General features: G+C 74.2%; 17 protein-coding genes. 4 read left to right on the forward strand and 13 right to left on the reverse strand.

Translation table 11 applies throughout. The features are described 5' to 3' along the window. Nucleotides 1-2 precede the first annotated feature (2 nt). Together ACFY15_RS04535 and ACFY15_RS04540 are read right to left on the reverse strand one after the other, a co-directional pair. A complete protein-coding gene (locus ACFY15_RS04535; RefSeq protein ID WP_042817248.1) occupies nucleotides 3-695 on the reverse strand; it encodes a response regulator transcription factor in 693 nt (230 codons plus the stop codon). After that, nucleotides 692-1,987: a PspC domain-containing protein gene (locus ACFY15_RS04540; RefSeq protein WP_390824995.1), complete on the reverse strand. Its 1,296-nt coding sequence runs from the start codon at nucleotides 1,985-1,987 to the stop codon at nucleotides 692-694. Before ACFY15_RS04540 ends, ACFY15_RS04535 begins: the two co-directional genes overlap by 4 nt. Before the next feature lie 131 nt (nucleotides 1,988-2,118). On the opposite strand from ACFY15_RS04540, the gene ACFY15_RS04545 reads away from it, so the two are divergent. Further along, entirely contained in the window at nucleotides 2,119-3,444 is a 1,326-nt protein-coding gene (locus tag ACFY15_RS04545; RefSeq protein ID WP_390687664.1) for a PspC domain-containing protein, read from the forward strand. After that, a complete protein-coding gene (locus ACFY15_RS04550) occupies nucleotides 3,431-3,655 on the forward strand; it encodes a hypothetical protein (protein WP_042813099.1) in 225 nt (74 codons plus the stop codon). The genes ACFY15_RS04545 and ACFY15_RS04550 overlap by 14 nt, the downstream gene beginning before the upstream one ends. Here ACFY15_RS04550 and ACFY15_RS04555 read toward each other — a convergent pair. The 4 genes from ACFY15_RS04555 to guaA all read right to left on the reverse strand — a co-directional run bounded on the left by ACFY15_RS04555 (nucleotide 3,601) and on the right by guaA (nucleotide 8,020). After that, entirely contained in the window at nucleotides 3,601-4,107 is a 507-nt protein-coding gene (locus ACFY15_RS04555; RefSeq protein ID WP_390824996.1) for a DoxX family protein, read from the reverse strand. The two genes, ACFY15_RS04550 and ACFY15_RS04555, sit on opposite strands and share 55 nt — an antisense overlap. 19 nt (nucleotides 4,108-4,126) lie before the next feature. Continuing rightward, nucleotides 4,127-5,368, reverse strand: a complete 1,242-nt coding sequence (locus ACFY15_RS04560; RefSeq protein ID WP_390825047.1) for a hypothetical protein — start codon at nucleotides 5,366-5,368, stop codon at nucleotides 4,127-4,129. A 117-nt stretch (nucleotides 5,369-5,485) separates the two neighbouring features. Then, a complete protein-coding gene (locus ACFY15_RS04565; protein WP_390824997.1) occupies nucleotides 5,486-6,328 on the reverse strand; it encodes a class II aldolase/adducin family protein in 843 nt (280 codons plus the stop codon). A 99-nt stretch (nucleotides 6,329-6,427) separates the two neighbouring features. Next, nucleotides 6,428-8,020: a glutamine-hydrolyzing GMP synthase gene (guaA, locus tag ACFY15_RS04570; protein WP_390687658.1), complete on the reverse strand. Its 1,593-nt coding sequence runs from the start codon at nucleotides 8,018-8,020 to the stop codon at nucleotides 6,428-6,430. 329 nt (nucleotides 8,021-8,349) lie between these two features. Between guaA and ACFY15_RS04575 the strand changes: the two genes are divergently transcribed. Beyond that, nucleotides 8,350-8,622: a chorismate mutase gene (locus ACFY15_RS04575; protein WP_390687657.1), complete on the forward strand. Its 273-nt coding sequence runs from the start codon at nucleotides 8,350-8,352 to the stop codon at nucleotides 8,620-8,622. A 271-nt stretch (nucleotides 8,623-8,893) separates the two neighbouring features. Here the strand turns inward: ACFY15_RS04575 and ACFY15_RS04580 are convergent, their stop codons facing one another. From ACFY15_RS04580 to ACFY15_RS04610, 7 genes are all read right to left on the reverse strand, one after another. Beyond that, the gene (locus tag ACFY15_RS04580; protein WP_390824999.1) at nucleotides 8,894-10,537 is read right to left on the reverse strand and encodes a hypothetical protein; all 1,644 of its coding nucleotides are present in this window, start codon (nucleotides 10,535-10,537) and stop codon (nucleotides 8,894-8,896) included. Nucleotides 10,538-10,716: 179 nt separating this feature from the next. Continuing rightward, nucleotides 10,717-12,510: a GMC oxidoreductase gene (locus ACFY15_RS04585; RefSeq protein WP_390825000.1), complete on the reverse strand. Its 1,794-nt coding sequence runs from the start codon at nucleotides 12,508-12,510 to the stop codon at nucleotides 10,717-10,719. A 78-nt stretch (nucleotides 12,511-12,588) separates the two neighbouring features. Then, complete coding sequence (locus ACFY15_RS04590) at nucleotides 12,589-14,220, reverse strand: succinic semialdehyde dehydrogenase (RefSeq protein WP_390687654.1); 1,632 nt, start codon at nucleotides 14,218-14,220, stop codon at nucleotides 12,589-12,591. Between the two features lie 138 nt (nucleotides 14,221-14,358). Further along, nucleotides 14,359-15,975 (reverse strand): serine/threonine-protein kinase, encoded by a 1,617-nt coding sequence (locus ACFY15_RS04595; protein WP_390687653.1) that lies wholly within the window; start codon nucleotides 15,973-15,975, stop codon nucleotides 14,359-14,361. A gap of 114 nt (nucleotides 15,976-16,089) precedes the next feature. Next, nucleotides 16,090-18,882, reverse strand: a complete 2,793-nt coding sequence (locus ACFY15_RS04600; RefSeq protein ID WP_390825001.1) for a protein kinase — start codon at nucleotides 18,880-18,882, stop codon at nucleotides 16,090-16,092. 91 nt (nucleotides 18,883-18,973) lie between these two features. Further along, entirely contained in the window at nucleotides 18,974-21,535 is a 2,562-nt protein-coding gene (locus tag ACFY15_RS04605) for a protein kinase (RefSeq protein WP_390687651.1), read from the reverse strand. A 150-nt stretch (nucleotides 21,536-21,685) separates the two neighbouring features. Continuing rightward, nucleotides 21,686-23,392 carry a glycerol-3-phosphate dehydrogenase/oxidase gene (locus ACFY15_RS04610; protein WP_390825002.1) on the reverse strand — a complete coding sequence of 569 codons (1,707 nt, stop codon included), beginning with the start codon at nucleotides 23,390-23,392 and terminating at the stop codon, nucleotides 21,686-21,688. A 252-nt stretch (nucleotides 23,393-23,644) separates the two neighbouring features. Between ACFY15_RS04610 and ACFY15_RS04615 the strand changes: the two genes are divergently transcribed. Then, nucleotides 23,645-24,874 (forward strand): nucleotide sugar dehydrogenase, encoded by a 1,230-nt coding sequence (locus ACFY15_RS04615; RefSeq protein WP_390687649.1) that lies wholly within the window; start codon nucleotides 23,645-23,647, stop codon nucleotides 24,872-24,874. Nucleotides 24,875-24,955: the final 81 nt, after the last annotated feature.

The raw sequence follows: 24,955 nt of genomic DNA on the forward strand, positions 1-24,955 counted from the left end.
GGTCAGACCAGGCGGCGGGCGGTGGCCCAGCGGGTCAGCTCGTGCCGGTTGGAGAGCTGGAGCTTGCGCAGCACGGCCGAGACGTGCGACTCGACCGTCTTCACCGAGATGAACAGCTGCTTGGCGATCTCCTTGTACGCGTACCCGCGCGCGATCAGCCGCAGCACCTCGCGCTCGCGCTGGGTGAGCCGGTCCAGGTCCTCGTCCACCGGCGGCGCGTCCGTCGAGGCGAAGGCGTCGAGCACGAAGCCGGCCAGCCGCGGCGAGAACACCGCGTCCCCGTCCTGGACCCGGAAGACGGAGTCCACCAGGTCGGTGCCGGTGATGGTCTTGGTGACGTAGCCGCGCGCACCTCCCCGGATGACGCCGATGACGTCCTCGGCGGCGTCCGACACCGACAGCGCCAGGAACCGCACCGGGTTCTCGGCCGCCGCCATCAGCGGGGCGCAGCGCCGCAGCACCTCGACACCGCCGCCGCCGGGCAGGTGCACGTCGAGGAGGACCACCTCGGGGCGGGTGGCGGTGATGACGGTGACGGCCTGGTCCACGTCGGCCGCCTCGCCGACGACCTCGACGCCGGTCCGGGCCGTCTCCCCGATCTCGGCCTGCACGCCCGTGCGGAACATGCGGTGGTCGTCGACGAGCACCACCCGGACCCTCCTGGCCCCGTCGTTCACAGCGCTGCCCTCGGTCATGCCGCGTTCGCCACCCTCTCCATCTCCAGTTCCACTTCCGTACCGCCGTCGGGCGCGGAGCGCAGCCGGGCGGTCCCGCCGTTGCGCTGCATCCGGCCGATGATCGATTCTCGTACGCCCATGCGGTCCCCCGGTACCGCGTCGATGTCGAAGCCCGGCCCCCGGTCACGTACGGACACGAACACCGTCCGCCCCTCGACCTCCGCGTACACCTGGACCGGCCCGCCCTCGCCACCGTACTTGGCGGCGTTGACCATCGCCTCGCGCGCGGCCTGCATCTGCGCGCCCAGCTTCTCGTCGAGCGGGCAGTCGCCGACGACGACGACCTCGATCGGGACGCCGTGGTGGTCCTCGACCTCGGCGGCGGCCTTCTTCACGGCCTCGGCGAGGGTGGCCGGCTCCTCGGCCTCGTCCTTGCCGGTGCCCTCGGGCTTGTACAGCCAGTTGCGCAGCTCCCGCTCCTGGGCGCGGGCGAGGCGGCGGACCTCGCCGACGTCCTCGGCGTTGCGCTGGATCAGGGTGAGGGTGTGCAGCACGGAGTCGTGGACGTGGGCGGCGACCTCGGCGCGTTCCTGGGCGCGGATGCGCATCAGGCGCTCCTCGGAGAGGTCCTGGGTCATCCGTATCAGCCAGGGCCCGGCGAGCAGGGCGATGCCGACGAGGACGGCGAGGACGGCGGTCAGGAGGTTGCCGAGCTGCGCGGCGGAGCCCCGTACGACGATGAAAACGGTCAGGCCCACGCCGACGAGGACCACCCCGGCGAGCGCGCGGGCGACCTGGAGCAGCCGCTTGCGGCGGTCCCCTGCGGGGTTCCAGTGGGCGCGGCGGGCGTTGTCGGCCTGGCGCCAGACGAGGACGACGCCGGCCCCGACGAGCAGGGTGGGCCAGATGTAGCGGCCGCCCGTGCCGCCGACGCGGAGCTGGGAGAAGAAGATGCCGGTGCCGACGGCCAGCGCGATCAGGCCGGAGACCGCACCCTTGTCGGGCTTGCGCAGGCGCCGGCTGCCGTCGGCGAGGGTCTCGAAGAAGGAGTGGTGCCCGGAGCTGCCGCCGACGCCGAGCGGGACGAAGACCCAGAAGGCGGCGTAGAGCAGCACCCCCAGCCCGTCGCCCCACAGGAACATGGCGAGGAAGGCGAGCCGGATCCAGAGGACGGGCAGCCCGAGGTGCCCGGCGAGACCCCGCGCGACCCCGCCGAGCATCCGCCCGTCGGCGCTGCGGTAGAGCCTGCGCGGCGGGGTGTCGTCGGTGTCGGGAGCGTGCGGGGTACGGGCGGCGGCTGCTGCGGGCATGTCACCAAGGGTCACACGGACGGGCGCGGAGCGGCATCAGGGCATCCCCCCAGTTCCGTCGGGGGGATATCAGGGTTGCGCCAGGGTCGGGCCCGGTGCCGGGCGGCCGGGCGGGCCGTCACCATGGAGCCATGACCGACGTACACGACGCCCCGCCCGGGGGTACTCCGGGACGCGTTCCGGGGGATGATCCCGCGGAACCGGCCGCCGCCGAGCGGCCGCCCCTGCGCCGCAGCAGGCGCGACAAGGTCCTCGCGGGCGTCTGCGGCGGCCTGGGCCGGTATTTCGACCTGGATCCGGTGGTGTTCCGGATCGTGCTCGGGGTACTCGCCGTCACCGGCGGCGTCGGCCTGGTCTTCTACGGCTTCGCCTGGCTGCTGCTGCCCCTGGAGGGCGAGGAGGACAGCGAGGGCCGCAAGCTCCTGACCGGCCGGGTCGAAGGGGCCACCCTGGCCGCGGTGTTCAGCGCCCTGGTGGGGTGCGCGCTGTTCCTGTCGATGCTCGACAACGGGGTGATGGGCGGCTTCTCCGTCCTGGTCGTCCTGGCCCTGGGCGGGGCCGCGTACTGGTCCCGGCGCCACCGCCGGGCCGCCGTCCCCGAGGCGGAGGCGGCGGGGGCGCACCGTCCGGCGCCGCCGGAGACCCAGGCGCCGCCCGTGCCGAGCAGTCCGTCCTGGTGGCGCGATCCGCTGGTGAAGGACGGGACGACGGGCCCGGTCGGCTCCTCCGGCTACCTGTGGGGTCCCGACGACAGCGTCGACGAGCGGCCGGGCGCGGCGCCCGGCGGGGCCCCGGCGAAGCCGAAGCCCGCGGACGCGTACGGACGGGGGCGCGGCGGGATCGGCGGCCGGGTGTTCGTCCTGGCCGTGCTGGCGGGCGGCCTCGGGACCGCCGCGGTGTGGCACGGCAGCCCGTTGGGACACGCCCTCCAGGTCGGCCTGGCCTGCGCGCTGGCCGTCTTCGGGCTGGGCCTGGCCGTCAGCTCCCTCAAGGGCCGTACGGGCTTCGGCACCATCCTGCTCGGCCTGATCACCGCCGGGCTGCTCGCGGCGGCGACCGCCCTGCCGCGCGAGGTGAGCACCGACTGGCACAACGTCGACTGGCGCCCGGCGGCGGTGGCCGACGTCGCGCCCCGCTACTCCTCCGGGACGGGCCTGGCCACGCTCGACCTGAGCCGCCTGGACGTGCCGAAGGGCGCCACCGTGTCCGTCCGGGCCTCCATCGAGGCGGGCCGGCTGAAGGTGGTCGTCCCCCGGGAGGTCACCGCCGAGGCCGACGCCTCGGTCCGCCTCGGCGACATCCAGCTCCCCGGGGACCGCTCCGTGCGGATCAAGAGCGGTGGCGAGAACAGGCGGGCGACCCTGCCCCCCGCCGCCGGCACCGAGGCCGGCGGGACGATCGAGCTGCACCTGGACGCGGGTGTGGGACAGGTGGAGGTGGCCCGTGCGGCGTCATGAGTTCCAGCCGGGAAGGCTGCTGGCCGGCCTGGTGCTGACCGCGGCGGGCGTGCTGTACCTGCTCGACGCGGCCGGGAAGACCGACCTGCCGTGGTTCCTGGTGGTGCCGATGGCGGTCGGCGGACTGGTCCTGGCCGCCCTGGTCGGGCTGGTGACCTACGCGGTACGGCGCGACCGGCGCGACCGGATCAGCGCGTCGAGGGACCAGTAGGACGCCCCGGCGAGCACCAGCGGGAGCCAGGCCACCAGGTACACCAGGTCGTTGCCGTAGTAGTACGGGGTCACGGCCCAGGAGACCGTGAGCCACAGGCTCAGCGAGATCAGCGCGCCGCCCGCGGCCGCGATCCGGGTCAGCAGCCCGGCGAGGACGCCCAGGCCGACGAGGAGCTCGCCGAGGGCGATGGCGTAGCCGAAGCCGGCGGGAGCCTTCAGGGCGAGGTCCACCAGGGCGGGGATCGCGGCGGTGTCGCGCACGCCGCGCATCTGCTCGCCGATCGAGGCGGAGCCCTCGGTGGCGAAGAAGCCCGGGGTGGTCAGTTTGTCGAGGCCCGCGTAGACGAAGGTCACGCCGAGGAAGATCCGCAGCGGGAGCAGTGCGTGGCGGGAGGCGAGTTCTCTCCACGGTGTGGACCGCACACCGGAGGGGACGTCAGTTCGGTTCACGCGGCCATGTCTACCCGCTTCATTCGGCCACGTCGATGACGCAACGGTTGGATTCCACCCCGGCGGCGGTCACCACCTGGACGTCGACGCGGCCCGGCTCCACCTCGGCGGGCACCGGCACCGTCAGCACCGTGTCCGAGGGGTTAACGAACCCGCCGGCCACCGGGACCAGCGGAACGTGCACGTGGACCGTGCCGACCCGCACCACCAGCCGGGCGAGCATCTCCGGCGTCTGCGCCCCCGGCGGGACGAAGCCGACGCCCCGGATCTCGATGTCGTCGCCGGGGCGTACCGCCGCGTCGATGTCCCCCGGCTCGCGTCGGCGGACCACCGACAACACCAGCGGACGGCTCCCCTCGGCGTACTTCGCCGCCAGGTAGACCGCCGCCGACAGCGCCACCAGCAGGGCCAGCGCCCACGGCAGCTGCGGCAGCCGGTCGGGGAACCGGGCCAGGGACACCGCGGCGTAGGCCAGCACCACCGTCGAGACGAGGACGTACTGCGCGTCCGGGAAGCTCCCGCGGCCGTCGTCGCCCGTCAGCAGGTCCACCCCGCGCGGCCGGTCCGCCGGCAGCTTCTGCAACCGCTGCCCCATGATCCGTACGGAGACCACCCGGCGCACCAGCACCGCGACCCCCGACGTCAGCGCGACCACCGCCAGCAGCGGCAGCGCCCGCCCCAGCGCGAACCCCTGGTACAGGGCGTCGCGTTCCGGCCCCGGTGAGGAGGCGGCCAGCCGCAGCGCGGGCAGCAGCGCCGCGAACGCCGTCAGTACCACCCAGGCGCTCGGCACCGCCTTGGAGGTGGACAGCCGGTTGTCCTCGCCGACCAGCGGGGCCAGCAGCCCGCCCCGCAGCGACTGCGCCCGGGCCGCGGCCGTGAGCAGCCCGGCCAGCACCAGCGCGGCCAGCAGCCCGGCGGTGCGTGCGGTGGACCAGCCGGTGCCGAGGGCGGTGCCGACCTGCACCAGCAGCAGCGTCCCGGCGGCGATCCACAGCGCGAGGACGGCCCGCCGGGAGAACAGGTACAGCCAGGAGTTCCCGGCCTCCCGGCCGCGTTCGGCGGCCGTACGGGCGGACAGGGTCAGTTCGTCGGAGACCCACTGGCGGGAGGCGCCGAGGGAGTGGGCCACGGCTGGCGGCACCCCTTGTCCGGCGGCGAACTCGTCGCGCTTCTCCAGGAACGCGGCGACCGCGCGCCGGTGCCCCTCCCGCGCGCAGTCGTCGCAGGCGCAGACGGCGGTATGGGTACTCCGGGACATCTCTTGGACAGCCACGTGCGTGCCGCCTCTCTGAACTACGGTGCAATGCCAGCGAATTGTGCACCACTGCGGCAGTGCTCCGGATTGCGCACGATGTCAGAGCAGGTGATTAACGGTTCATGATGTTGACGTCAGCGGCCCGCCACCGCCCGCGACCGTCTGCCACAGCGGCTGGTAGCTCGCCCAGGCGGCCAGGTCGCCCCCGAACCGCTCCCGCGTGGCGACCGCGCCGTGGTGGTCGATGAGCACCGGCTTCCCGGCCGCCCGTGCGATCAGCTGCACCTGCGCCGCCCGCTCCGCCGCGACGAACCACCACACCGCCGCGTCCACCGACCCGCCGACCGTCAGCAGTCCGCGGTTGCGCAGGACCAGCGCCTTGTGGGGGCCCAGCGCCCGCGCGACCCGCGCCGGGTCCTCCGCCCCCGCGTACTCGTCCATCAGGGCGTGGTCCTCGTAGAAGCAGCAGGCCTCCTGGCTGACCGGGGCCAGCAGCTCCCCGAGGCTGGCCAGCGCCCGCCCGTACGGGGCCTGCGTGCGGACCACGGACACCACCCCGGGCCGCGCCCGGTGCACCGCCGCGTGCACGGCGAAGGCCAGCTGGTTCACCCGCCGCCCGCCCCGGACCACCCTCCCGTCCCCGTCGACCAGCAGCAGGTCCTCGGGGCCCAGGCCTGCGAAGGCCCGCCCGAAGGGGTTGACCCAGTAGCAGTCCTCGAACTCCGGGTCGCGGGCGGTGACGTGCCCCGCGACCCCGTCCTCGTATCCCAGCCGGCCCAGCAGCCGCAGCGCGCCGGCGAGCCGCTCCCTGCGGTACGTGCGCTCTTCGGCCGGGTCCTCGTGCACGGGCGGCATCTCGAACGCCAGCCGGTCCACCGGCACGGGCGGGGGCTGCTCGGGCATGGGCGCGTCCCTCCTCCTGGTCGGGCCGGTCGCCGCGCAAGGTACCGGTGCGGCCGCCAAGAGGCCAGAGGCGGGGAGCCGCGGAGGGGAAACGGCGAAGCCGCCGCTCCCCGGGAAGGGGAACGGCGGCTTCGCGTCGGGCTCGGGGGAGGGGTGACCCTACTCCCACTCGATGGTGCCCGGGGGCTTGCTCGTGCAGTCCAGGACCACGCGGTTGACGTCCTTGACCTCGTTGGTGATGCGGGTCGAGATCCGGGCCAGCACCTCGTACGGCATCCGGGTCCAGTCGGCCGTCATGGCGTCCTCGGACGAGACCGGGCGCAGCACGATCGGGTGGCCGTAGGTGCGGCCGTCACCCTGGACGCCCACGCTGCGGACGTCGGCGAGCAGGACGACCGGGCACTGCCAGATCTCCCGGTCCAGGCCGGCGGCGGTCAGCTCGTGGCGGGCGATGGCGTCGGCCTCGCGCAGCAGGTCCAGGCGCTCCTTGGTGACCTCGCCGACGATGCGGATGCCGAGGCCGGGGCCGGGGAAGGGCTGCCGCTGGACGATCTCCTCGGGCAGGCCGAGCTCCTGGCCGACCATCCGGACCTCGTCCTTGAACAGCTGGCGCAGCGGCTCGACGAGCTCGAACTCGATGTCGTCGGGGAGGCCGCCCACGTTGTGGTGGGACTTGATGTTGGCGGTGCCGGTGCCGCCGCCGGACTCCACGACGTCCGGGTAGAGGGTGCCCTGGACCAGGAAGGAGACCGCCGGGCCGTCCTCCTGGAGGATCTCCAGCTGGGCCTGCTCGAAGACGCGGATGAACTCGCGGCCGATGATCTTGCGCTTGGTCTCCGGGTCGGAGACGCCGGCCAGCGCGTTCAGGAAGCGCTCCTGCGCGTCGACGACCTTCAGCTGGACGCCGGTGGCCGCGACGAAGTCCTTCTCGACCTGCTCGGTCTCGCCCTTGCGCATCAGGCCGTGGTCGACGTACACGCAGGTCAGCTGGGAGCCGATGGCCTTCTGGACGAGGGCCGCGGCCACCGCGGAGTCCACGCCGCCGGACAGGCCGCAGATGGCGCGCTTGTCGCCGACCTGCTCGCGGATCGCCGCGATCTGCTCCTCGACGATGTTGCCGGTGGTCCAGGTGGGCTCCAGGCCCGCGCCCCGGTAGAGGAAGTGCTCCAGGACCTGCTGGCCGTGCGTGGAGTGCATCACCTCGGGGTGGTACTGCACGCCGTACAGCTTCTTCTCGTCGTTCTCGAAGGCCGCGACCGGGACGACGTTCGTCGACGCGGTGACGGTGAAGCCCTCGGGGGCGGCGGAGCAGGCGTCGCCGTGGGACATCCACACCGACTGGTGCTCGGGGGTGCCCTCGAACAGGGTCGAGCCGGGCTTGGAGACGGACAGCGGGGTGCGGCCGTACTCGCGGGCACCGGTGTTGTCGACGGTGCCGCCGAGGGTGGTCGCCATCAGCTGGAAGCCGTAGCACATGCCGAAGACGGGGACGCCGGACTCGAACAGGGCGCGGCCGTCGTCCAGGCGCGGGGCGCCCTCCTCGTACACGGAGGACGGGCCGCCGGAGAGGATGATCGCCTTGGGGTCCTTGGCGAGCATCTCGGCCACGGGCATCGTGCTGGGCACGATCTCGCTGTAGACGCGGGCCTCACGGACACGGCGGGCGATGAGCTGGGCGTACTGCGCGCCGAAGTCGACGACGAGGACCGTGTCCGGGGCGCTGTCGTGGGCGGCGGAGGGTGCTTCTGGCACGGGACGGCCTTCCGGCGGAAGAGGTGGCTGTTTTGTCGATTCTACCGGTGGCGCCGGCCGCCTCTTTGTCGCACCATCCTAGGCCCACGTCACGACGGGGCGCGTCTCAGCATCCGGGCCCGGTTGGCCGGGAGGCGGGCGGGGGGACATAATCCACACCATGCGCAAGCAGCTGAGCTTCCTCTTTACCTATGGCACCGGCCGGTCCGGTCGCCATGGGTCATCGTGATGCTCGCTTGAGCCGCTGACTTCCCAGAGCGCCCCGGTCCGACTGGACCGGGGCGCTCTGCGTTTCCGCTCCTGTCGGCCACGACCACAGGAGAAACCCCATGAGCACCGTCACCACCACCGCCGCCACCCCCGAGCAGCTGATCACCGACTCCCGCGAGCGCATCGACGCCCTCGACGACCGGATCATCGGGCTGATCCAGGAGCGGATGGCCGTCTCGTCCGTGATCCAGCAGGCCCGGATCGGGGCGGGCGGGCGGCGCGTGCACCTCTCTCGGGAGATGGAGGTGCTGTCGCACTGGAGCGACGCCCTCGGCAAGCCCGGGACCGCGCTCGCCATGACCCTGCTGGAGCTGTGCCGGGGCCGCGTCTGACCGCACGGGCGCCCGTTCGTCACCCGTCCGGACCGTGACCGGCCCCGGAGGCCTTCGTTGAGGGGGGTGTCCGCGCCGGCCAGGTGCGGGAGCGCACCATCACGCAGGGCTCGGCGGAGCGGTGGGACGTGACGCCCGACGGCGTACGTCGTGGGACCCCGCTCCTGCGCGTGACCGGACGGCAGGGGACAGCGGCCCGGTCACCCCAGAAGAACGGCCGGCCCGGGGGACGCCCCGGGCCGGCCGTTCCGCTGTGTGCGCGGGTGCGCCGTTACGCGCGCGCGGGCTTGCGCCGGAAGGACAGGTACAGCGCGCCGCCGACGGCCAGCAGCCCGGCCGCGCCGAGGCCGACCAGGCCGGCCTGGCTGCCGGTGGAGGCCAGCGGGCCGCCGCTCTTGCCGCCGTTCGCGGTGGTGCCGCCGCCCGCCGAGGGGCTCGGGGAGGCCGAGGCGCTCGCGGAGGCGCTGGGCGACGGGGAGCCGGAGGGGCTCGGGCCGGGGCCGGTGGACGTCGGGTTCACCACGACGAGGGCGATGTCGTTGGCCAGGATCGGGTCGAAGGACTGCCGCTGCGGCTCGCCCTTCGGGCCGGGCGCGCCGACGCGGATGGCGCCCTTGGCGTCCTTGACCGCCGTCTCGACCTTCAGCTCGAACGGGAACTCGACGTTCTCGCTCTCCAGCACGGTGTGCGCGGTGGCGCAGAGGTAGTGGGCCTCGCCCGCGGGGCGGCAGGCGGCGGGCACGGTGACGGCCTTGAGACCCTTGGGGAGCTCCACCTCGACGACGGCCGCGGGGCCGTCGCCCTTGCCGGCGATCCAGGCCGGGCCGTTGTTGCGGATGGCGACGACGCCCTTGGCGGTGGTGCCGGCGGCGCCCTTGACCGTCAGGGGCTCGGCCTCGAAGTCCGCGGTGTTCTGGACGGTGAGGACGGCCTCGTGCTTGTTGTCGGCCGGGTTGAGGTCCGGGCCGTGCTCGGCGAGCGGGGCGAGCGCCGCCTTGCGGGCGGCCAGCTTCCGCTTCGGCGCCTTGCCCGCCGCGTCGCCGGTCTTCGACGTGTCCGCACCGGTCGTGCCGGAGTCGGCCTGGACCTTCTGCGGGGCGGGCGCCGGGTGGACGCCGTAGGCGAACCGTTCGTTCAGGGCGTTCGCGCCGGCCTTGAGGTGCAGCGGGCTGTCGCCGGCCAGCTCGTAGGAGGCATTGGCCTCGAAGTCGCCCTCGACGGTGCAGACGGCGGTGGTCGCGGTGCGGGTGGTGCGGTAGGTGCAGTTGTCGTACCGCTCCGGGAGCTCCAGGCCGTGGCTGGCCTCCAGTTCCAGGACGATGCCCTTGGCCGGCTGGGTGCCGCGGTTGCTGAAGGTGAGGGGGAGGGACTGGTTCTCGCCCGGCTTCAGGTCCGTCTTGAGCTTCATCTCCCCCATGACGAGGTCGGGTCCACCGACCTGGAGCCCGGTGGCGGCGGGGGTGACGGTGGCGCCCGCGGCCTTACCGGTCACCTGGATCACCCCGACCCGCCCGTTGGGGGCGTCCTTCGCGGTGGTGACCTCCAGGTCCACGCCGGCCGGGACGCCGGGGCGCAGGCCCTGCTGCTTGCAGACGAGCGTGCTGCCGGCGGGGACGCACTTCTTCGCGGCCGTGCCCGGGCTCTCCTGGACGGTCGCCGCGCCGTTGAGCCGGGAGAGGTCGACGGTGAGGGTGAACTCCCCGTCGAAGGCGCCGGTCCCGGCCGGGGCCTCCAGCCGGTAGTTCAGCGCCACCGGATTCGGGGATCCCGTCGCGGGGTGGAGCGGAAGGAGGACACCGGGCGGTCCGGCCAGGCGGAAGACGGGTTCCGCGGCGTTGGCCGCGGCGGCCGGGAGGGTGACGAGTCCCGCGGCCGCCAGGCCGCACGCGGCCAGCAGGGAGATGCGCTGTCTCATGCCCCGTGTGACCCCCGGACGCCCGACTCGGTTGCACGAATGACCATGTGACCGACACCACAGCTCCACCCGAAGCATTCCGGTACAACCTTTTCCGGCGACCGCCTGTCACTTCTGTACTGCGGCGGGTACCGCGCTCGGAGGGGGAGCGCGGTACCCGCCGCGGTCGGTTCAGGAGCTCAGCCCTTCGCTTCCGGTTGTCTCGGGGGGATCTCCGGGACGGTGAGGAAGGGCAGCCGCAGTGCCCCGAAGGCCTCCTCCGGGACGGCCGGACGGACCGGTTCCACCGCCGCGAGGCGCTCGTACGCCTCCCCCTGCGCGGGCCGCGGGTCCGCCTCGCCCTTGTTCGGCCAGTACGACATCGCCCGCTCGGCCTGGGCCGTGATGGTCAGGGACGGGTTGACCCCGAGGTTGGCGGAGACCGCCGAGCCGTCGACCACCGAGATGCCCGGGTGCCCGTACAGCCGGTGGTAGGGGTCGACGACACCCTCCTCGGGCGTGGCGCCGATCGGGCAGCCTCCGAGGAAGTGCGCCGTCAGCGGGGTGCCCATCAGCTCGCCGACGTTGCTGCCGGGGAAGCCGTTGATCTCCTCGGCCAGGAGGGTCGCGGCCTCGGTGGCCTCCGCGATCTGCACGGGGTTGGGGGCGCCGTGGCCCTGGCGGGCCGTCAGCAGGCCCTTCCCGAGGCCGCCGGGCCTGCGGTAGGTGGTCAGCGAGTTGTCCAGCGACTGCATGACCAGGCCGATGATGGTCCGCTCCGACCAGCGCCGGTTCGACAGGGACCGCGCCAGCTGCACGGGGTGGCGGGCGGTGCGCGCGAGCCAGGCCCGTACCCGGTGGGCGCTGTGGGGCACCTGGAGGACGGTCAGGAGGCCCATGGCGTTCGAGCCCTTGCCGTAGCGGACGGGCTCGATGTGGGTGTCGGCGTTGGGATGCACGGACGAGGTGATCGCCACGCCCCGGGTGAAGTCCGCCCGGGCCGCGCCGGGGTGGCGCCTGCGGTAACGGCGGTCGTCGGTCTGGGCGCCGACCAGGCCCTCGGAGTTGGTGCGGGTCAGGTCGCCGAGCCGGTCGGAGATGCGGGGCAGTTCGCCGCGGTCCTTCATGGTGTGCAGCAGGGTCTGGGTGCCGTACGTACCCGCCGCGACGACCACGTAGCGGGCGCGCAGCACCCTGGCGCGGCCGGAGCGGCGGTGGTCGGTGGGGACCGTGCGGACCCGGTAGCCGCCGTCGGGGTGCTCGGCGAGCGCGGTGACGGTGGTCATGGGGTGGATGACGGCGCCCGCCCGTTCGGCCAGGTGCAGGTAGTTCTCGCCCAGGGTGTTCTTCGCTCCGTGCCGGCAGCCGGTCATGCACTCGCCGCACTCGGTGCAGGCCCTGCGGGCGGGTCCGGCGCCGCCGAAGTAGGGGTCGGGGACCTCCTGGCCGGGGCGGGCCTTCCGGCGGCCGTCGGCGTCCTCACCGTCGCCGAAGAAGACGCCGACGGGGGCCATGTGGAAGGTGTCGCCGACGCCCATCCTCTCGGCGGCCGCCTTGAGGTGGACGTCGGAGGGGGTCATCGTCGGGTTGAGCCGTACGCCGAGCATCCGCCTGGCCTGCTCGTAGTACGGGGCGAGTTCCGCGTGCCAGTCGGTGATGGAGGCCCACTGCCGGTCCTCGAAGAAGGCGGCGGGCGGCACGTAGAGGGTGTTGGCGTAGTTGAGGGAGCCGCCGCCCACGCCGGCGCCCGCGAGCACCATCACGTTGCCGAGCAGGTGGATGCGCTGGATCCCGTACAGCCCGAGGGCGGGTGCCCACAGGTAGTTGCGCAGGTCCCAGCTGTTGCGGGGCAGGCTCTCGCGGGTGAAGCGGCGTCCTGCCTCCAGGACGCCGACCCGGTAGCCCTTCTCGGTGAGCCGCAGCGCCGAGACCGACCCTCCGAAGCCCGATCCGATGACGATGACGTCGTAGTCGTATGCGTGGTCGTACGACACTGAGCGGTGCCTCCCGGCGGTCGGTTCGTGCCTGTTGCCCTGGGGTGCTGGTGCGGCGGCGCTGGACGGCCCGGCCGTCTAGCGGAAGCGGAGCGCCTTGAGGACCTTGAGGCTGCGGGTCATGAACTCGGCGTACTTCGCGTCGTCCATGCCCAGCGAGGGCGCCATCGGCAGCAGCCGCTGGTGGGCCACGGTCTGGGCCTCGGTGTACTTGAGGATGCCCTCGGAGCCGTGCCGGCGGCCGAGCCCGGAGTCCTTCATGCCGCCCATGGGGGCCTGGGCGCTGCCGTAGGCGGGGGCGTAGCCGTCGTTGATGTTGACGGTGCCGGTGCGCAGCCGGGCGGCGACGGCGTGGCCGCGGCGGGCGTCCTTGGTCCAGACGCTGGAGTTGAGGCCGTAGGCGGTGGCGTTGGCCTGGGCGACGGCCTCGTCCTCGTCGGTGAACCGGTAGACCGAGACGACCGGGCCGAAGGTCTCCTCGGCGCAGACGGCCATGGGGGCCTCGACGCCGTCGAGGATGGTGGGCTCGTAGAAGAGCGGGCCGATGTCGGGCCGGGCCGTGCCGCCGGCGACGAGGGTGGCGCCCTTGGCGACGGCCTCGTCCACGTGCCGCCGGACGTTCTCCAGCTGGCGTTCGCCGACGAGCGAGCCCATGTCGGCGCCGTAGGCGAGGGAGCTGCCGAGCCGCATGGCCTTGGTGCGGGCGGCGAAGCGCTCCAGGAAGGCGTCGGCGATGGAGGCGTGGACGTAGAGCCGCTCGATGGAGATGCACAGCTGTCCGGCGGAGGAGAAGCAGGCGCGGACGGCTCCGGCGGCGGCCTTCTCCACGTCGGCGTCGTGCAGGACGAGCATGGCGTTCTTGCCGCCGAGTTCGAGGGAGACCCCGACGAGGCGGGCGGCGGCGCCCTGGGCGACCTCGCGGCCGGTGCGGGTGGAGCCGGTGAAGGAGACGTAGTCGGCGTGGCGGACCACCTCGGGGCCGACGACGGGGCCCTCGCCGAGGACGACCTGGAAGACCTCGGCGGGCAGCCCGGCCTCGATGAGCAGGTCGCGGGCCCACAGGGCGGTCAGCGCGGTCTCGGTGTCGGGCTTCATGACGACGGCGTTGCCCGAGACGAAGGCGGGCAGGGCGTCGCCCACGGAGAGTTCGAGGGGGTAGTTCCAGGGGGCGATCTGGCCGACGACACCGCGCGGCTGGCGCAGCTCGGTGACCTTGGTGAGGGTGGGCATGGCGCCCGTGTGGCCCTTGGGGCGCAGGTACGAGGGGGCCTTGCGGCCGTAGTGGCGGGCGGCGACGGCGACGGCCTGGACCTCTTCGTGGGCGTGCAGGCGGGCCTTGCCGGTCTCCAGCTGGATGAGGTCGAGGACCTCGGACTGGCGGGCGAGGACCAGGTCGTGGAAGCGCAGCAGGACGGCGGCGCGCTGCCGTACGGGGACGGCGGCCCAGCCGGGCTGGGCGGCGCGGGCCTTCGCGAAGGCGGCGGCCACGTCCTCGGGGCCGGCCTCGGGGAGGTCCGCCAGTTTCTCCCCGGTGAAGGGGGTGTGGTTGGCGGTGCTGCCGGATCCGGTGACTCCGCGGGTCAGGCGGGCGATCAGGGCGGGCGTCACCACGTCGGCCGCGGTGCGGGCGCCCGCCGGGGCCGGGGCGACCGGGTTGGTGGGCCGGGGCGCGGAGCGGAGGGGGGCGGCAGCAGCCTTCGAGTCCGTCATGGCGGTGAGCGTATGCCGCCCCGGGGCCTTTGGGTACCCGTGGGTAACCGGATTTTGCCAAGTCTGCCAGCAATCGCTGGCACGATGGCCGGGGACGGTGCCCCCGGCCTCCCGCTCAGCCCTTACCCGGCCCCCCGCTCAGCCCTTCTTCGGCGCCGGCTCCCAGCCGCTGAGGACCACGTCGAACTGGGTGCGGGTGGTCTCCCAGTCGGCGGCCGGACCCGACATGTACACCCCGTACTCGGTGCCGTCCGGGGCGATGTACATCTGGTCGATCGCCCGCCGGGGCCCGGCGAGGGCCCCCTTCTCGGTCCAGCTGAAATCCCACAGCGCCGCGCGGGCGCTGTCGTGGAAGGTGTTCTGGTTGAGCGCCTGCCGCTTGTAGTCCGTCCGCTCCTTGAGCTGCTTCTCCATGTCGAGCAGGTGCATGTACGGGTTCGGGTAGTCGGGCGTGGTGTCGACGGCGACCCGGATGAAGTGCTTGCCCTCGTCCGGGGTGTAGTCGATCTGATTGCCGTTCATCCGCCGCTTCCAGCCCTGCGGCACGTACAGCGTGAAGCCCGCCGGGTCGGTGACCTCGGTGTAGCCCGACGGCGGCGCGTCGGTGCCCTCGTCCTGCCCGTCGGGCGCCGAGGCGCCCTTGTCCGAGCCGGTGTTGTCCTGCTCGTCCCCGCCGGTCAGCTTCAGCAGGCCGAAGACCCCGCCGCCGCCGAGCAGCGCCGCCACCACGGCGACCGCGGCGACCTTCTTGACCCGCCCCGGCGGGCGCCCGGCGGATGCCGCCGCCGGCTCGGCCAGGGCAGTGGTCGGCGAGGGCACGGGGTCGGGCTGCCGCCGCGGCTGCGGGGCGGCGTCCGCCCGGGCCGGGGCGCACTCCTCGGCGCTCACCGCGCGCGTGGGCACGTACGCCTGGGCCGCCTTGGGCTCGCGGCCCTCCATGGCCTCGATCAGCATCCGCTCCGCCTCGGCCGCCGAGGGGCGCTCTGCCGGGTCCTTGCGCAGCAGCGCGGTGATGACCGGCCCCAGGGGACCGGACTGGCGCGGCACGGGCGGCTCGTCGTTGACCACGGCCTGGAGGCTGGAGATCGGCGAGGTCCGGCGGAAGGGCGAGCGGGCCTCGACGGCCGTGTACAAAGTGGCGCCCAGGGACCACAGGTCCGAGGACGGGTCGGGGGCGCCACCGGTGACCCGCTCCGGGGCCAGGTAGTCGATGGAGCCGACGAGTTCACCCGTCCTGGTGATGGACGAGTCGCCCTCGATGGCCGCGATCCCGAAGTCGGTGAGCAGCACCCGGCCGTCCTTGGCCAGCAGCACGTTGCCCGGCTTCACGTCCCGGTGCATGACGCCGACCGCGTGCGCGGCGCGCAGCGCACCCAGGACGTGCAGGCCGATCCGCGCCGCCTCGCGCGGTTCGATCCGGCCGGCGGCCTTGGCGGCCTCCGCGAGGGAGGGGCCGTCGATGTGCTCCATGACGATCCAGGGCCGGTCGTCGTGCTCCAGCACGTCGTGCACGGTGACGACCGCCGGGTGCTGGATCCGGGCCGCCGCCCGGGCCTCCTTCTGCGTACGGGCGTGCAGGACCTCCCGGTCGGCCTGGGACACGTACAGACCCGCCGTCAGTTCCTTGACCGCGACCGTCCTGTGCAGCAGCTCGTCATGGGCGCGCCACACCTTGCCCATGCCGCCGCTGCCGATGGGCTCCACGAGCCGGTACCGGCCCGCGAGCACCGCGCCCGCGCCTGTCTGCTGTTCCACGAATTCCCGCCGCTCTGTGCACTCCGGGCCAGATTACGGAGCCTGCGGGCGGTGCCGGAACCGGGCGGGGCCGGTGAGACAGCACTGTGACGCAATCGCCGTACTGATCGGCCGTCAGCCTCCGGCCTGGTAACTGGCCGTGGCCTTCTCGAAGACGTCGGTGACCTTGTCCTGGTTGTCCTCCGGTCCCGTGACCATGACCACGTGGTATCCGCCGCCGAGCGCGACGACGAAGTTGCGGGCGAACAGGGAACGGCCGGCCGCGTCGATCCACGTGTAGCGGCCGGTCACGCGCAGCTGCTGGCCCACCCGGGTGGACTTCACGTCGCCGCCGGAGGCCCAGGTGGAGTTGCGGTACGGGGCCAGTTCGGCCTCCTTGTCCTTCTGGTACCCCAGCGGGTCCGGGGACCCGCCCTCCACCCGGTCCCGGCCCGGGACCACGATCAGGGTGAACTGGCCCTGGGTGTACCGCACCTGGCCGGCCTCGTTGATCGACTGCCGCTCCCAGCCGTTGGGGACGGCGATGGTGAAGTGCGCCGGGTCCTGCTGGAGGGTGTAGCCCTCCGGGGCCGGCTGGGCGGGCGGCTGCGCGCCGGAGGACGCGGGGGCGGGCGGCGACTGCTGCGGGGACTTCCGGGTCGTCGGCGCCGCCGAGGGGGACACCGGGCTCTGGGCGGCCGTGGGCTGCTGGGCCCGGCCGGCGTCCTGGCCGTCGGAGCCCGGCAGGAACAGCATCGCGTACGCCACCCCGCCCGCGAGCAGCACCAGGACGGCGACCAGCAGGGTCCGGACCGGTGAGCGCGGCCTGCGGGGTGCGTCGGGGCTGCGGTGGCGGCCGTGCAGGTCCGCGCGCCGGCGCACCTCGGGCAGGCGGGCGGGGTCGGGCTCCGGCAGCGGGAACACGACGTCGCCGTCGGGCTCGGGGGCGGAGCGGACCAGCGAGCGCAGCCAGCCGCGCAGCTCCTCGAAGTCGGGCCGCTCGGTGGGGTCCTGGCGCAGCAGGGACTCCACGACGGGGCGCAGCGGGCCGCACTCCTCGGCGAAGGCGGGCGGCTCCGCGCAGACCATGTCCACGAGCTCCGCGACGCTCTCCTCGGGGTACGGGGCGTGGCCCTGGACGGCCCGGTACAGCAGGGCGCCGAGGGCCCAGAGGTCGGTGGCGGGGCCGACGGGCGCGGCGAGCTGCCAGGGGCCGCCGTGGACGGGGCCGGCCTGTTCGGGGGCCCAGCGCTCGGTGACGGGGCCGACGACGGCCATCCGGGTCTGGCGGGCCCGCTCGGCGTCGAGGCCGGTACGGGGGCCGCCGCCCTGACCGGGGCCGCCGCCCCAGGCCCCGGCGGACGGGGCGGGCACGGGACGGACCGCGGGGCCGGGGGGCCGGGGGGCGGGGGGTGCCGGCGGTTGGGTCCCGGGGGCGGAGGGGACGGGCGTACGGGCCTCGGGCGCGCGGGTTCCGGGAAGGCCCTGGGCGACCGGTCCGGCGGCCTCGGGGGCCCGGGTCCCCGGAAGGCCCTGGGCGACCGGTCCGGCGGCCTGGGAGGCGTGGGTTCCGGTGGCTCCGGGGGTGCGGCTCTCCGGGAGCGCGGGCGGAGCCGCGGGCTGCTCCGCCCGGGTCCCGTCCCCGGCCTGCGGGAGGCGGGCGGGCGCCGGGGGGTCGGCCTGGCGGTAGCCCTGGGGGAGGGCGAGCTGCGCGGGGAGCGCGGGGCGGGGCGGGGCCGCGGGGGGCTCGGGCCGCTGCGGCTCGGGCTCCGGGTGCGGGAGCCGCTCCTGCCGTGGCTCCTCGGCCCGCTCCTGCCGCGGCTGCGGCTCGGGCTCCTGCCGGCGGCGCGGGGCGGCCCCGTGCCAGGGCGTGGGGGCGGCGGTGTCCGGGCCACCGTACGGGTACGCGTACTCCTGCGGCAGGTTGGCTCCGGTCGGCGGGAGCTGCGGGACGACCACCTGTCCCCGTGCCCCGCGCTCCTGCGCCACCTTCTCGGCGGCAGCCCGGGAGCCGGCCCGGTAGGCGGCCACGGTCCGGGCGCGGGCCGCGGCCATGGCGTCGTCGCGGATCCCGGCGGGCCGGGCGGGGGGCCCGGGCGGAGTGGCCGGGGCCGGGGGCTCCGGCGGGGCGGACCACTCGGGTTCCGGATGCGGCCCGGACTCGTACGCGGGCTCGGGCTCGTACGCGGGCGCGGGCTCGGGCTCGGGCTCGGGCTCGGGCAGGATGTGGTCGGAGTAGCGCGGCCCGGTGTCGTACCCGGGCGCCACCAGCGGGGCGTACGCGGGCTCCCGTCCGCCGGGGGCGGGGGGCGGCGGCTCCCAGGGCGCGGCCGGAGCGCCCGTGCCCCCGTCCCAGGGCTCCCCCGCCGGCACCGGGTCGTAGCCGGACAGGGCGTCCTCGGCGGCGCCGGCGGCGAGCCCGGTGAGGACGACGCGGCCGTCCTCGCATATCAGGACCGTGCGGACGGTGATGTTGCGGTGCGTCCAGCCATGCGCGTGCAGCACCCGCAGCGCGGTCAGCACGTCCGAGGCCACTTCCGCCGCCCGGTAGGGCGTGAGCGGTTCGTCGGCGATCAGCGCGGCCAGCGGCCTGGCGGGGACGAGTTCGCTCACGATCCACAGCGAGCCGTCCTCGGCGAACACGTCGAAGACCTGGTCGAGGCGGGGATGGTCCGGTACGGACGCGGCGGCCTGGGCCGCGGCGATCGCCCGGCGCACCGCGGGGAGTTCCCCGGCCGCGGCCGGCGTCGCGCGGGTCCCGTCGAGCAGTTCGGCGTCCACGACCTCGGGCAGCGGCACGTGCCGGACGAGGACCTCCTGCCCGCTGCGGGTGTCGAAGGCGCGGGTCTCCACCAGCTCGTACTCGTCGGTCGGCGGTAACGGCAGACGGTAGCGGTCGGCCAGGATCCGGCCGGCGTAGTCCTCCACTTCGCCTCCCCCGAGTGCGGTGGGTCCCCCATGGCCCCCGCTGACACGATACGTGGCCCGGGCCGCCCGCGTCCCGGGCTTGGGAGGGCCGTCAGCCCAACTGCTGGAAGGTGTCGAAGGCGGTGTTGCGCATCTGCGTGCATTCGGGGCCGTCCCACTGGTCGGCCGCACAGGTGATCATGATGGCGTAGCCGTTCTTGGCGTCCGCCCTGAAGCCGCGGTCGAGGACGCGGACCTTCGTGCCCTGCTGTTCGCGCTCGAACTCCCAGTCGGCGACGGTCGGGTAGTTCCGGTAGCCGACGGGTTCGAGGCGGATCAGGTGGTAGTTCCTGCTGCTGCCGGCCACGGCCGGGGCCAGTTCGGCCCAGGCGGCGCGGGCGTCGGTGCCCGGGCTGTCGGTGTGGTCGACCTGGATACGGGGGAAGCCGCCGGAGCGGCTGTATATCGCGCCGGAGTCACTGCCGGCGGTGTCGGTCTGGTGGAAGCCCTCCGGCATCGCCATCGCGAAATGGAACCGGGGGTCGGTCACCGTGGTGAACCCGGCGGGGACGCCCGCCCCGCCCCCGGCGCCGGCCGGGCTGGTGCCCTGGCCCTGGCTGCTCTGCCCCTGGCTCTGGGCGGGGTCGGTGCCGCCGCCGGGAGTCGCGCCGGGGGCGGCCGGGCTCGCGCTGCCGGCCGGGCTCGGGCTCGGCGGCGTCGGGCTCGGCGAGGTGGCCTGCGACGCGGCCGGGGCGTTGCCCGGGGACTGGCCGGCGGAGGCCGCGGGGGTCGGGCCGCCCTTGCCCTCGTTCTTCCGGCCGCCCTTCTCGTCGTCGCCACTGACCGCGTACGCGATGAGCGAGCCGATGACGGCCAGGACCACGAGCACGCCGGCTATCGCGAGGGCGATGGTGCGGCGCGGCATCACGTCGGTGAGCGACGCCGGGGCCGCCGTCTTGGGCCGCTGCGGCGGGGCCGCTGCGGCGGAGGCGGCCGCGGCTTCGGCGGCCGCCGCCTTGCGGGCCGCCTTCAGCGCGGCGCGGGTGCGGTCGCGCTGCTCGCGTTCGCGCTGTTCGCGCTCCTTCTTCGCCGCCTTCTCGGCGGCCTTCTCCGCCGCCTTCTGCGCCTCCACCTCGGCCTTGGTGAAGGAGATCGGGCGGGTCTCCTCGACCGGGGGGAGGGGCGCGGGGGCCGGCCGGGACTCGGGGGCGTTGATCACGGCGGTGAGCATCGTCCGGGCGCGGTCCTCGTCGAGCCGCAGCGCCGGGTCCTTGACCAGCAGCCCGTAGATGACCTCGGTGAGCGCCGGACCGGCGTTCTTGGGCGGGTCCACGGCCTCGGTCATCACCGCCGTGAGGGTGGCGAGCGCGGAGCCCTTGTCGTAGGGGGGCACGCCCTCGACGGCGGCGTACAGCAGTCCGCCGAGGGACCACATGTCGGCGGGCGGGCCGGGCTTGTAGCCGCGGGCGCGCTCGGGGGAGATGTACGACGGGGCGCCGACGAGCATGCCGGTGGAGGTGATGGAGGGGTCGCCCTCGACCTGGGCGATGCCGAAGTCGGTGAGGACGACGCGGCCGCTGCCGGCGATGAGCACGTTGGACGGCTTCACGTCGCGGTGCAGGATCCCCTGGCGGTGCGCCGCGCGCAGGACGTCGAGCACGGCGAGCCCGACCTCGGCGGCCCGGTGCGGGGTCAGCGGGCCGTTCTCGCGGACGAACTCGGCGAGGGAGGGGCCCTCGATGAGCTCCATGACGATCCAGGGGCGGGCGTCCTCGTCGACGACGTCGTAGACGGTGACGGCGCCCTCGTTGCGGATGCGCGCGATGGCCTTGGCCTCGCGGAGGGTACGGGTGATGAGGCGGCGCTTCTCGTCCTCGTCGACGCCGCCGCCGAAGCGGAGTTCCTTGACGGCGACGGTCCGGCCGAGGACCTCGTCCTCGGCCCGCCACACGGTGCCCATGCCGCCCTTGCCGAGGACGGCCCCGAGCCGGTACCGGCCCGCCAGCAGCCGCCCCTTGTGCTTCGCGTCCCGATCGGCCGGGGCTTCCGCGTCCTCGGCGTCCGGCGCGGACGCGGTGCCGGTCCGGGCCTTCCCGGCGGACGCGGGCACCGCGTCAGAACCGTTGCCGGCAACGGGCTTCGCGCCCTCGGCCCCGCCCCCCGGAGCCCCCTTCGCGGCCGGCTTCCGGTCCGCGGGCACGGGCTTCGCGTCCTGCGGCTCGGCCTTCGACTCCACCTCCGCGGCCGGCTTCCGGTCCGCGGGTACGGGCTTCGCGTCCTGCGGCTCGGCATTCGAGACCGCCTCCGCGGCCGGCTTCCGGTCCGCGGGCGCGGGTTCCACGTCCCGCGGCTCACTCTCGGGGGTCTTGTTCGCGGCCCGTATCCGGTCCTCGGGCGCGGACTTGGCGTCCTGCGGCCCGGGCTCGGTCCGGGCTTCCTCCGCCGCCGCGTCAGAACCCTTCCCGGCGGCCGGCTCGGCACGCCCGGGCGCCTTCGGCGCCGCCTTCCCGGACCTCGGCCGGGGCACGGCCGCCGCGACGGGCTCGGCCTGCGCGGCGTCAGATCCGGGCTCCGAGGCCGAGTTCACCACACCACCGCCCTCGGAGGCACCGACACCCTCAAGCTTCGCCGCAGGCGCCTCGGCAGGCGACTCGGTGTGCTCCGGCTTCGACATGCGTCCCCTCTGCGATCGTGCAGCCTGCCCCGGCTGCCCCCGGCAGCCGCCGGGGGCAAGGTAACCCACCCCGGCAGAAACCTCATTGTTGCTCACCCCGCATCGGACGGGAGCCCCGGGTCCGGCGGTTCCCCCATCCGGACGGCGGAGTCACGACGGAACGATGTCGGGCGCCCCCAGCCGTGCCGCGTCGGCGGTCTGGTCGTCCGGCTGGCGCTGCGATTCGCGCTCCGCCTGGACCCGCTTCTCGTAGTGTTCCACTTCGTTCTCGATCTGTCGCTTGTCCCAACCCAGCACCGGAGCCATCAGTTCCGCGCACTCGCGCGCCGACCTCGTCCCGCGGTCGAAGGTCTCGATCGAGATCCGGGTCCGCCGCGTCAGCACGTCGTCCAGATGCCGCGCCCCCTCGTGCGACGCGGCGTACACGACCTCGGCCCGGAGGTAGTCGTCCGCACCGGTCACCGGCTCGCCCAGTGCCGGGTCGGCCGCGATCAGGCCGAGCAGTTCCTCCGTCAGCGCCCCGTACCGGTTCAGCAGGTGCTCCACCCGCACCACATGGAGCCCCGTCCGCACGGCGATGCGGGCCCGGCCGTTCCACAGGGCCCGGTAGCCCTCCGCTCCCACCAGCGGCACGTCCTCCGTTACGCACGGCGCCACCCTCTGGTCCAGCCCGTGCACCGCCTCGTCGACGGCGTCCTTCGCCATGACCCGGTACGTCGTGTACTTGCCGCCGGCCACCACCACCAGGCCCGGCACCGGATGGGCCACCGTGTGCTCGCGCGAGAGCTTGCTCGTCGCGTCCGACTCCCCCGCCAGCAGCGGCCGCAGGCCCGCGTAGACCCCCTGGACGTCGTCCCGGGTCAGCGGCACCGCCAGCACCGAGTTCACGTGCTCCAGCACGTAGTCGATGTCGGCGCTCGACGCCGCCGGGTGCGCCTTGTCCAGGTCCCAGTCGGTGTCCGTGGTGCCCACGATCCAGTGCCGCCCCCAGGGGATCACGAACAGCACCGACTTCTCGGTCCGCAGGATCAGCCCGCTGTTCGAGTGGATCCGGTCCTTCGGGACCACGAGGTGGACGCCCTTGGAGGCCCGTACGTGGAACTGTCCGCGCTCGCCGATCAGCGCCTGGGTGTCGTCCGTCCACACCCCGGTCGCGTTCACGACCTGCTTGGCGCGGATCTCGTACTCCCCGCCGCCCTCCACGTCCCGCACCCGCGCCCCGACCACCCGTTCGCCCTCGCGCAGGAAGCCGACCACCCTCGCCCGGTTCGCGCACTGTGCCCCGTACGCGGCGGCCGTGCGGACCAGCGTGGTCACGTAGCGCGCGTCGTCCATCTGGGCGTCGTAGTACTGCAGGGCGCCCACCAGGGCGTCCTTGCGCAGCGCCGGTGCGACGCGCAGCGCCCGCCGGCGCGAGAGGTGCCGGTGGGTGGGCAGGCCGCGGCCGTGTCCGCTGGAGACGGCCATCGCGTCGTACAGGGCCACGCCCGATCCGGCGTAGAAGCGCTCCCACACCTTGTGCTGGAGCGGGTACAGGAACGGGACCGGCTTCACCAGGTGCGGCGCGAGGCGCCCCAGCAGCAGCCCCCGCTCCTTGAGCGCCTCGCGGACGAGGGCGAAGTCGAGCATCTCCAGATAACGCAGACCGCCGTGGATGAGCTTGCTGGAGCGGCTCGACGTCCCCGACGCCCAGTCGCGCGCCTCCACCAGGCCGGTGGACAGGCCTCTGGTCACCGCGTCGAGTGCGGTACCCGCGCCGACCACGCCGGCGCCGACGACCAGCACGTCCAGTTCCCGCTCGGCCATCCGGGCGAGGGCCTCCGCGCGCTGCGCGGGTCCCAGTGTCGCTGTCCTCACGGCTGCCTCCCGTCGGTACGGGCCGCACCCGCTCGGCGCGGGTGATCCCGATCACATCTCCCGTCTCCGATTCTGACCGGCCTCGCCGACATCAGCCACCGGCTGTGGACAACACAGCGCAACCATGTGCCCACAATGCGACATATCTGTCATATATACGCCTAGTGTGACATTGCGCCAGCTCCGTTCGTCCACAGGACTTGCGCGCACCGCCCCCTCATGCATGCCAGGGAAGGGAAGGGACGGCCCCCCATGCCCGCAGATCTCGCCGTCATCGGACTCGGCCACCTCGGCCTCCCCCTCGCCCAGGCGGCCGTCGCCGCCGGGATCGAGACCGTCGGCTACGACAGCGGCCCCGCCACGGACAGCCCCCTCACCGCCGCCGAGATCCGCCGGATGTCGGCGGCCGGCTTCCGCGTCACCACCAACCCCGCCGAGCTCGGCCGGGTCCGCACCGCCGTCATCTGCGCACCCACCCAGCTCGGCGCCGACCGGGCGCTCGACCTGGGGGCCGTCGGCGCGGCCGGCCGCACCCTCGCCGCCCGGCTGCGCCCGCACACCACCGTGATCCTGGAGTCAGCCGCCCACCCCGGGGTCACCGAGGAGTACCTGCGCCCCATCCTCGAAGAGGGCTCCGGCCTGCGCGCCGGACGCGACTTCCACCTGGCCTACTCCCCCAGCCGCCTCGACCCCGGCAACCGGACCCACACCATCGCCAACACCCCCAAGGTCATCGGCGGCCTCACCCCCGCCTGCACCGAGTCCGCGCACGCCTTCTACGCCCGCCTCACCGAGAAGGTCGTCCGGGCCCGCGGCCTGCGCGAGGCCGAGACCGTGCAGCTCCTGGAGACCAACTACCGGCACGTCAACATCGCCCTCATGAACGAGATGGCGGTCCTCTGCCACGACCTCGGCGTCGACCTCTGGGACGTCATCCGGTGTGCCGAGACCAAGCCGTACGGATACCAGGCCTTCCGCCCCGGCCCCGGCGTCGGCGGCCACGGCGTCCCCCTGGACCCGAACTACCTCCCCCACACCACACGCACCCCCGGCCACCCCCTGCGCATGGTGGGCCTGGCGCAGGAGATCAACAACCGGATGCCGCAGTACGTCATCCAGCGCTGCGCCACCCTGCTGAACGAGCACGGCAAGTCCGCCCGCGGCGCACGCGTCCTCCTCCTCGGCGTCACCTACAAGCCCGACCTCGCCGACCAGGAGGGCTCGCCCGCCGGCGAGATCGCCAGCCGTCTCCTCGACCTCGGCGCCCTGATCAGCTACCACGACCCGTACATCCCGGCCTGGCGGGTCCGCGACCGGCCCGTACCCCGCGCCGACTCCCTCTACGAGGCCGCCGCCAACGCCGACCTGACGATCCTGCTCCAGCACCACCGCACGTACGACATGCAGGGCCTGGCCGTGAAGGCCCAGCTCCTCCTCGACACCCGCGGCGCCAGCCCGGCCGGTGCGGCCCACCGCCTCTGACCGGGAATCCACCCCAGGTCACGGGCCGATTCCGGTTCGATCATCCGGCCGAAATCCCCTCCAGGAATGTCGCAGTCCCCT

This window comes from Streptomyces sp. NPDC001373, from assembly GCF_042895815.1.
GTDB lineage: Bacteria > Actinomycetota > Actinomycetes > Streptomycetales > Streptomycetaceae > Streptomyces.

What these genes read in the sequence shown, in the direction of transcription:
- ACFY15_RS04535 (WP_042817248.1), bottom strand. Translation starts at nt 695, where the DNA reads ATGACCGAGGGCAGCGCTGTGAACGACGGGGCCAGGAGGGTCCGGGTG.
- ACFY15_RS04540 (WP_390824995.1), bottom strand. Translation starts at nt 1,987, where the DNA reads ATGCCCGCAGCAGCCGCCGCCCGTACCCCGCACGCTCCCGACACCGAC.
- ACFY15_RS04545 (WP_390687664.1), top strand. Translation starts at nt 2,119, where the DNA reads ATGACCGACGTACACGACGCCCCGCCCGGGGGTACTCCGGGACGCGTT.
- ACFY15_RS04560 (WP_390825047.1), bottom strand. Translation starts at nt 5,368, where the DNA reads ATGTCCCGGAGTACCCATACCGCCGTCTGCGCCTGCGACGACTGCGCG.
- ACFY15_RS04575 (WP_390687657.1), top strand. Translation starts at nt 8,350, where the DNA reads ATGAGCACCGTCACCACCACCGCCGCCACCCCCGAGCAGCTGATCACC.
- ACFY15_RS04580 (WP_390824999.1), bottom strand. Translation starts at nt 10,537, where the DNA reads ATGAGACAGCGCATCTCCCTGCTGGCCGCGTGCGGCCTGGCGGCCGCG.
- ACFY15_RS04590 (WP_390687654.1), bottom strand. Translation starts at nt 14,220, where the DNA reads ATGACGGACTCGAAGGCTGCTGCCGCCCCCCTCCGCTCCGCGCCCCGG.
- ACFY15_RS04605 (WP_390687651.1), bottom strand. Translation starts at nt 21,535, where the DNA reads ATGTCGAAGCCGGAGCACACCGAGTCGCCTGCCGAGGCGCCTGCGGCG.
- ACFY15_RS04615 (WP_390687649.1), top strand. Translation starts at nt 23,645, where the DNA reads ATGCCCGCAGATCTCGCCGTCATCGGACTCGGCCACCTCGGCCTCCCC.